Origin of the sequence: Asanoa siamensis (genome assembly GCF_016862555.1) — a bacterium.
In the GTDB taxonomy this organism is placed as follows: Bacteria; Actinomycetota; Actinomycetes; order Mycobacteriales; family Micromonosporaceae; genus Asanoa; species Asanoa siamensis.
In genome coordinates, this window is the sequence record NZ_BONE01000160.1 from 1 (window position 1) to 6,291 (window position 6,291).

General features: G+C 71.8%; 6 protein-coding genes. 3 read left to right on the forward strand and 3 right to left on the reverse strand.

Features of this window, described 5'->3' with window-relative positions; genetic code table 11:
* Window positions 1–60 precede the first annotated feature (60 nt).
* The gene (locus tag Asi02nite_RS40595) at window positions 61–1,017 is read left to right on the forward strand and encodes a GNAT family N-acetyltransferase (RefSeq protein WP_239127710.1); all 957 of its coding nucleotides are present in this window, start codon (window positions 61–63) and stop codon (window positions 1,015–1,017) included.
* On the opposite strand, the gene Asi02nite_RS40600 is transcribed toward Asi02nite_RS40595, so the two are convergent.
* On the reverse strand, window positions 1,014–1,475 hold the full coding sequence (locus Asi02nite_RS40600) for a gamma-glutamylcyclotransferase family protein (protein ID WP_203719373.1): 462 nt from the start codon (window positions 1,473–1,475) through the stop codon (window positions 1,014–1,016). The two genes, Asi02nite_RS40595 and Asi02nite_RS40600, sit on opposite strands and share 4 nt — an antisense overlap.
* 45 nt (window positions 1,476–1,520) lie before the next feature.
* On the opposite strand from Asi02nite_RS40600, the gene Asi02nite_RS40605 reads away from it, so the two are divergent.
* The gene (locus Asi02nite_RS40605; RefSeq protein ID WP_203719374.1) at window positions 1,521–2,924 is read left to right on the forward strand and encodes an NAD(P)H-quinone dehydrogenase; all 1,404 of its coding nucleotides are present in this window, start codon (window positions 1,521–1,523) and stop codon (window positions 2,922–2,924) included.
* Here Asi02nite_RS40605 and Asi02nite_RS40610 read toward each other — a convergent pair.
* Complete coding sequence (locus tag Asi02nite_RS40610; protein ID WP_203719375.1) at window positions 2,881–3,600, reverse strand: DedA family protein; 720 nt, start codon at window positions 3,598–3,600, stop codon at window positions 2,881–2,883. The two genes, Asi02nite_RS40605 and Asi02nite_RS40610, sit on opposite strands and share 44 nt — an antisense overlap.
* Before the next feature lie 235 nt (window positions 3,601–3,835).
* Window positions 3,836–4,765 (reverse strand): diacylglycerol/lipid kinase family protein, encoded by a 930-nt coding sequence (locus Asi02nite_RS40615; protein ID WP_203719376.1) that lies wholly within the window; start codon window positions 4,763–4,765, stop codon window positions 3,836–3,838.
* A 182-nt stretch (window positions 4,766–4,947) separates the two neighbouring features.
* Between Asi02nite_RS40615 and thrS the strand changes: the two genes are divergently transcribed.
* Entirely contained in the window at window positions 4,948–6,195 is a 1,248-nt protein-coding gene (gene thrS, locus Asi02nite_RS40620) for a threonine--tRNA ligase (RefSeq protein ID WP_308440206.1), read from the forward strand.
* The last annotated feature ends 96 nt before the right edge of the window (window positions 6,196–6,291 follow it).

Sequence of the window (6,291 nt, forward strand, 5' to 3'; positions counted from 1 at the left end):
TACGAAACAGAACCTAAATTCGCTCGCATCGACGCCCCGTGGTGTGAGACAAAACTCGGCGTGACCTTCCCCGACGGCTGGACCACGCGCCGGCCCACCCTCGACGACCTGCCGGCGATCCTCGACCTGATGCGGGCGAGCGACATCGCCGCGGCCGGCGAGGCGGAGACCGGCGAGGACGACGTCAAGGCGGCCCTCACCTCGCCGCACGTCGACCCGGCCCGCGACTGCTGGCTGGCCGTGCGGCCCGACGGCGGGCTGGGCGGGTTCGCCTACATCGACAACGAGAACGGCGGCGACAGCGAGTTCGTCGAGGTCTACGTGCACCCCGAGGGCGGGCAGCCGAGCCGGCGGCCGCTGCTCGACCTGCTGGTGCGCCGGGTCGCCGAGCGGGCCGGCGAGCGCGGCTTCGCCACGGTGACCGCCAAGGCCGGCGCGCTGCCGGGCGAGGGCGACTACATCGCGGCGATCGAGGCGGCCGGCTTCGCGTTCGAGAAGCGCTACGCCCGGATGCGGGTGTCACTGGCCGACTTCGCACCGCAGCCGCTGCCGCCGGGCGTCACGATCCGGCTGGTGCGGCCCGACGACGAGGCCGACCTGCGGCTGTTCCACCGGATCTACGACACGGGCTTCCGCGACGCGCACGACTACCAGCCGCGCGACTACGCGGCCTGGCGCGCCTACGTCGACGGCCTGTCCGCGGTCGCCTGGGACGAGTGGTTCGTCGCCGAGGTCGACGGCGTGCCGGCCGGCGTGTTGATGTCCTCCAACCAGGTCCTCGAGCACAACGAAGGCTGGATCAAGAACCTGGCGGTCCTGCGCGAGTTCCGCCGCCGGGGTGTGGGCGGCGCGCTGCTGCGGCACGCGTTCGGCGTCTACGCGGCCAAGGGCCGCACCCAGGCGGGCCTGGGCGTCGACCTGACCAGCCCGACCAAGGCGGCCGACGTCTACCGCGCGGCCGGCATGGAGGCGATCTACGAGTGCGACATCTTCCAGCAGAAGATCACCGCGGCCTAGACCTCGGGCGACGAGGTCTTCGTGGGGCGGCCGCGTAGCTCGGTCACGTAGTCGTCCGGGGCGCCGGCCTTCTCGGCCGCGTTGGCGATCTCGGAGAGATACCACGCGGTGGGCAGGCCGCCCTCGTAGCCGTTGAAGACGTACACCCAGACGGTCTTGTCGCCCTCCAGCGAGACGGCCCGCAGGGTCAGCTTGCGGTAGGTCTCCCCGGTCACCCCCTCGACCTCGTCGAGCTGGGCGGCGTCCCAGGGGTGCACGTCGTAGAGCGCGACGAAGACCCGGTCGCCGGGTGACTCGACGATCGTGGTGACCGCGCCCTCCCAGCCGATGACGTCTTCGCCCGCGAAGGTGAGACGCCAGCCTTCGAGCCAGCCGGTGCCCACCATCGGCGAATGCGGACAGTAAGCACGCATTCGGGCGGGATCGAGGTTTGAGCCGTACGCGGCGTAATGACGCACGGCGATGACGATAGCCCGGTTGGCCGGTGGTGGAGAATACGACACGTGACACGAATCGTTATCGTGGGTGGCGGCCCGGCTGGTTACGAAGCAGCACTGGTCGCCGCGCAGCTCGACGCCGACGTGACGGTGGTCGAGGCGGAGGGTGCCGGCGGCGCCTGCGTGCTCTCCGACTGCGTACCCTCAAAGACCTTTATTGCCAGCTCAGACGTGGTGACGGGCTACCGGGAGACCGAACGCTTCGGCGTGCACTCCGGTGGCATCGAGGCGGTGACCGTCGATGCCCAGGCTGTGAACGCGCGGGTGAAGAATCTCGCACAGGCCCAGTCCACCGACATCCACAACAAGCTCGTGAAGTCGGGTGTCAACTTCGTCGCCGGCACCGCGCGCCTCGGTGTTGACACGTTGGGTCACACCCACCGGGTGGAGATCACACCGGCCGGCGGTGACGCCCCGTACGCGGTCGATGCCAGCACCGTGTTGATCGCCACCGGCGCCACCCCGCGGGTGCTGCCGACCGCCGTCCCCGACGGGGAGCGCATCCTCGACTGGCGCCAGCTCTACGACCTGCCTGAGCTGCCCGAGCACCTGATCGTGATCGGCTCCGGCGTGACCGGCGCCGAGTTCGCCAGTGCCTACCTCGCGATGGGCGTACGGGTGACCCTCGTCTCCAGCCGCGACCGGGTGATGCCGCACGAGGACGCGGACGCCGCGCAGGCGATCGAGCGGGTCTTCCGCTCGCGGGGCATGACCATACTCAACAAGACCCGGGGCAACGCGGTCCGCCGCACCGCCGACGGGGTCGAGGTCGAGCTCAGCGGCGGTGGCACCGTCACCGGCTCGCACGCGCTGATCGCGGTGGGCTCTGTGCCCAACACCGAGGGCCTCGGGCTCGAGGATTATGGCGTGGCCGTGGGCAAGGGCGGCTACGTCACCGTCGACCGGGTCTCCCGCACCAACGTCCCCGGCATCTACGCGGCCGGCGACTGCACCGGCGTGCTGCCGCTGGCCAGCGTCGCCGCGATGCAGGGCCGGATCGCGATCTGGCACGCGCTCGGCGAGGCCGTCCAGCCGCTGCGGCTGCGCACCGTGGCCAGCAACGCGTTCACCGACCCCGAGCTCGCCACCGTCGGCGTCAGCCAGGACGACGTCGACGCGGGCCGGGTGCCGGCCCGCGAGGTGATGCTGACGTTCGCCGGCAACGCCCGCGCCAAGATGGCCGACCTGGGCGACGGCTTCGTCAAGCTGTTCTGCCGGCCGGCCAGCGGTCAGGTGGTGGGCGGCGTGGTGGTGGCGCCGAAGGCGTCGGAGCTGATCCTGCCGATCACGATGGCCATCGAGAACAACATGACCGTCGACCAGCTCGCGCACACCATCACGATCTATCCGTCGCTGACGGGGTCGATCACTGAGGCGGCGCGTCAGCTGATGCTGCACGCACCGGAGTGACCTCCAACGGCGCCGGCTGGGTCTGGCCGGCGCCGCGCAGGGCGGCGGGCTTCCAGAGCGCCAGGCCCCAGCCGGCGCCGGCGAAGAGCACCGCGGCGATGACCGCCACCACGATCAGGCGCCAGCCCGACGAGGTGAGCGCCGCACCGCCGAGGTGGCCGACCAGCGTGCCGTAGGTGGCCCAGGCCACCGCGGCCAGCGACTGGTAGAGGAAGAACTGCTTGTAGGGGTAGCGGGCGCGGCCGGCGGAGAAGCACGCCGCCATCCGGCCACCGGGGACGAACCGGCAGATCAGGATGACCACCGGGCCGGGCTCGCGCAGTCCCCGGGTGAGCTTGCGGGCGGCCCGCCGGGCCCGGCCCGTGCGGGCCGTGGCGGACTTGGTCACGTCGTCGGTCTGGATGCCGCACCGGCGGCGCAACCGGGCGATCAGCCCCGTGCGGTGGTGGGTGGACCGGCCGAGCAGGTAGCAGGCCCAGTCGCCGACGATCACGCCGGCGGCGCCCACGACGATCGTGGTCGTCACGTTGAGGTGGCCGTAGGCGGTCAGGGCACCGCCCGTGATCATGATGGCCTGGGTGGGGATGACCGGCACGAACGCGTCGAGCACCAGCAGGCCGAGCAACAGGAGATAGGCGGAAACCGGCGACGTCACCGTGCCCAGCACGTCGGCCATCCGCCCCTACCTCCATCCCCGCCGGGCCAAGAATAGTTTCCGAAAAGCCCAGATGGGGGACACTTCCCTGCGGCTGACCACCGCTGTCCGGCATTCGACCCTACAGACGTCGGGGTGCCGGCGGCGTACCGTGGAAATGTGCGGTCCGGCACGTCGGGTCCCCCGTTCCTGGTGTGCCGGGCCGCCACCCGCTGGGCCGTCGGCAGGTCCCGTGCCGACGGCCCCCGTATGTGGTCTAACGATCGACGGTGTCGGTGGCAGCCATCACGCGCAGCGCGTTCGCCGCGAGGCCGATCCGCACCGGGGTGTAGCCCCGCGGCTCGCCGTCGACCTCGATCGGCATCGGGCGGTCGGTCTCCACGAGGATCTCGTCGGTGGCGAGGAACGGCTCCTCGCCGTGGGAGCGGCGATGGCCGGTCGCCGCGTTGCGCGCCGTCTCGCGGAGCAGCCGCACGCGGTGTTGATCACCCACCGGGTACGCGACCAGCAGCCGGTCGTCGGCGTCCGCGTCGGCGGTGATCGGGCGGCCGGCGTGGAAGCCGCCGTTGGCGACGTAGAGCTGGTGGGTGAGGTACTCGTGCGACCGCCCATTGGTGCGCACGGTCACCCGCATCGGCCGGTGCCGCGTGAGCAACGCCAGCGCGGTCGCCGGGTAGGCCAGCCGGCCGATCACCTTCTTCAGCCGGGGCGGCGCGGTGGCGAAGATCTCGGCGGACAGTCCGATGCCGACGTGGTTGGCGAACGGCATGTCGCCGGCCAGCCCCAGGTCGACGTCGATCACCTTGCCGCCGGTCAGCAGGCCGACCGCGGCGTCGAGGTCGAGCGGGATGGAGAGCGTACGGGCGAAGTTGTTGGTCGTGCCGAGGGGCAGCAGCCCGAGCGCGACGTCGCGGTGCGCGAGGTGCCGGGCGGCCGCGCCGATCGTGCCGTCGCCGCCGCCGACGACCAGCAGGTCCGGGCCCAGGTCGGTGGCCGCCGCGAGGCTGTTGCGCAGGTCGTTCGGGTCCTCGACGGGGAACGTGCCGAGCAGCGCGAACCCGGCCGCCTCGACGCGCCGCAGGACCTCGGGATAGAGCCGCCGGCCACGCCGGGAGTGGGCGTTGACCAGCAGGACGGCCCGGCGACCGTCGCGAATGGCGGTGGTCAGCTCCGGCTTCGTACGCAATGCGGTTCCTTCGGGGTGAAATTCGCGTGCGTCCCGGGCGGCCGGCTCGCTAGCCTGGCGACATGATGGGGCCAGCACGCACGACGACGCCGGGATGTCCCGGCGTGCTGCGCTGACCCTACCGTCATCGATCCAGCCCCGGGGCGACTCCGCCGCCGGGGCTGTGTGCTGTTGGTGTGTCGGTGTCGCCGCGGGCCGTCCGACAGGAGCCTTCCATGCTCGACCATCGCAAGCTCGGTCGCGAGCTCGACATCTTCCATTCCGATCCGCTCTCCGGCGCGGGCCTGCCGATCTGGCTGCCCGCGGGCGCGGCCGCGCGGCACGCCGTCGAGGAGTTCCTGCGCTCGCTCGAGGTGCGAAACGGCTACCAGCACGTCTACTCACCGCCGCTCGGGCGGGCCGAGCTGTTCGAGCTGTCCGGGCATCTCGGCTATTTCGCGGACGACATGTTCCCGCCGATGAAGCTCTCCTCCGACGACGAGCTGATGCTGCGGCCGGCGCTGTGCCCGCACCACTGCCTGGTGTATCTCGCGCGCGGTCGCTCGTACCGGGAGCTGCCGTTGCGGATCGCGGAGATCGGCGGGATGTACCGGTCGGAGCGATCCGGGGTGCTGGGTGGGTTGAGCCGGGTGCGGGCCATCCACCTCAACGACGCGCACATCTTCTGCTCGTTGGCCGACGTGGGCGCGGAGGTGGCGTCGGTGCTGCGGCTGGTGGACGTGGCGCACGCCGCCTTGGGGGTGCGGGTCAGCTCGGTGCGGCTGTCGCTGCGGGGGCCGGGCGAGAAGTACGTGGGTTCGGAGGAGTCGTGGGCACAGGCGGAGTCGTTGCTGCGGGCGGCGCTGGGCTCGCGGTCCTATGTGGAGGCGCCAGGCGAGGCGGCGTTCTACGGACCGAAGATCGACATCCAGGTGCGGGACGTACGGGGGCGGGAGTGGAGCCTGTCGACCGTACAGCTGGACTTCGACAAGCCGGCCCGGTTTGATCTGTCCTATGTGGATGCGGGCGGCGCCCGGGCCCGGCCGGTCATGGTGCACCGGAGCCTGGTCGGCAGCATGGAGCGGCTGTTCGGCTATCTGATCGAGGAGCACGGGGGCGCGTTCCCGGCGTGGTACGCGCCGCTGCAGCTGCGGGTCCTGCCGGTTTCGGCCGCGTCGGCCGGGGCGGCGGCGGCCTTCGCCGCGTCGGCCGTGGAAGCCGGCCTGCGCGCCGACGTCGTGGCCGAGGGTGGTTCGCTCGGCGCCCGGGTACGCGACGCGGCCGCGGCGAAGGTTCCCTACGTCGCCGTGATCGGCGATCGCGAGGCGGCCGCGGGCGCGGTGGCACTGCGGGTGCGCGGCGGCCGGGAGCTCCCGGCCATGCCGATGCCGGACGCCATCCGCCTGATCGACGAGGCGGTCGCGGCCCGGTCCATCGACCCGGTCCCCTAGTCGGAGTCGTCCCGCTGGTAGACGTCGCGGTCGTGCTCCTCTTCCTCGACGAGCGTGCGGTAGTGGCGGTTGCGGACGCGCAGCACGACGCCCGCC

What these genes read in the sequence shown, in the direction of transcription:
- Asi02nite_RS40610 (WP_203719375.1), bottom strand. Translation starts at nt 3,600, where the DNA reads ATGGCCGACGTGCTGGGCACGGTGACGTCGCCGGTTTCCGCCTATCTC.